We start from the raw sequence: 1,180 nt of genomic DNA, 5'->3' as shown, positions 1-1,180 counted from the left end.
TACAATTAAAATCGTGTTTGGAGCTGCTCAACTGATCGAGACTTGATCAACTTGTGCAAAGAATGATCATGCGTCGGCCCTGTAGATAAATAGCATGCTCTACTTAGTACAGTTGACCATTTCAGTGGAACTCCGCCCTCTACTACTCCGTGGGTTAATAAACAAAGTGTGCTAGCTTTAACCTCAAAGTTAAGAACTTCAACGCCAATATCAAAAGCGATTCGATTATCCCGATACTTTTCAGGATACCAATAATTATCACCAAAAGTGACCTCGATATCCCCCGCAGGGTTTGGTGATATCCACAGCGTCGACTTATCCAAATTCCCAATCTGCTCCTTAGATAACGCGTTGATTCTAATATTACCCGCGGAGTCGGTAGTTGAAATCAAATCAACAATTTCAGTTAAATGCATATCCCGTCCTTAAAATGTTTTTCCAGTGCTGTTCGCAAACTGCCAGAACGGGTGTATCCCTCGCGTCTTAACTATATTCTGACCTTGGATAACGGCATTGGGATCTATATCAGCGAGTGCATTCACAATATCATTTACACGCTCTGATAAAATTTCAATGTATTGTTGCTGCATCTCCATGCGTTCATAATCTACAATGCTGGCTTCCATGTCAGCAATTACAAAATCCCGATATGAAAGTAGCTTCCAAACATGTTCAGCATCAGCAATTGTTCTATAATGGCGACACCATAAGCAGGCGTTGAACTCGGCACAGCGAGGATTTGATATTGCCTGTTCTTTATGGACTTTATAGTGTTGCTTATTGTAAGCGTCAGCCTCGGCGTCATAGCCTTGTGAAGCGCACTCACCATTAGGAGTTTTTTGCCAGTTGCTAGGCATTTCAGTTACGATAGTAATATCGCCTGTGATTGGGCGCCCATGGAAGTAATCACCCATTATTTCAAGAGCACGACCTAAAGTTTGCTCCGCCTTAGTTGTGTCAACTTCAAGATAGTTTTCATAAAATACAGAAAAGCTGTGATTGCCAGCTATCTTATATTTATTAAAGTCTTTCTCGACCTGTCGATAGACATAGTTCATTCCTCCCTTGCGAATTCTTCTTTGTGTGAAACGAACTGAACCTGTCTATTGATCAGATCTTGATCCCCTGTGCCATCAAATCCTTGGCGGCAAGAAAGCCATCCAGTTTACTTTGCAGGGCT

The 1,180-nt window shown here is 41.9% G+C and carries 2 protein-coding genes; both read right to left on the bottom strand.

Annotation, left to right across the window (positions count from 1 at the left end):
* Nucleotides 1-5: 5 nt before the first annotated feature.
* Complete coding sequence (locus ACYVG7_RS10295; protein ID WP_460883029.1) at nucleotides 6-416, bottom strand: hypothetical protein; 411 nt, start codon at nucleotides 414-416, stop codon at nucleotides 6-8.
* A 9-nt stretch (nucleotides 417-425) separates the two neighbouring features.
* Nucleotides 426-1,058, bottom strand: a complete 633-nt coding sequence (locus ACYVG7_RS10290; protein WP_460883028.1) for a hypothetical protein — start codon at nucleotides 1,056-1,058, stop codon at nucleotides 426-428.
* Between the last annotated feature and the right edge of the window lie 122 nt (nucleotides 1,059-1,180).

The organism is Pseudaeromonas pectinilytica (genome assembly GCF_054780855.1).
Note: the sequence above shows the minus strand (reverse complement) of the source record. Positions and strands in the feature narration are given on the sequence as shown.

Bases quoted from the DNA above. Each gene is read 5' to 3' on its own strand.
- ACYVG7_RS10290 (WP_460883028.1), bottom strand. From the start codon at position 1,058: ATGAACTATGTCTATCGACAGGTCGAGAAAGACTTTAATAAATATAAG.
- ACYVG7_RS10295 (WP_460883029.1), bottom strand. From the start codon at position 416: ATGCATTTAACTGAAATTGTTGATTTGATTTCAACTACCGACTCCGCG.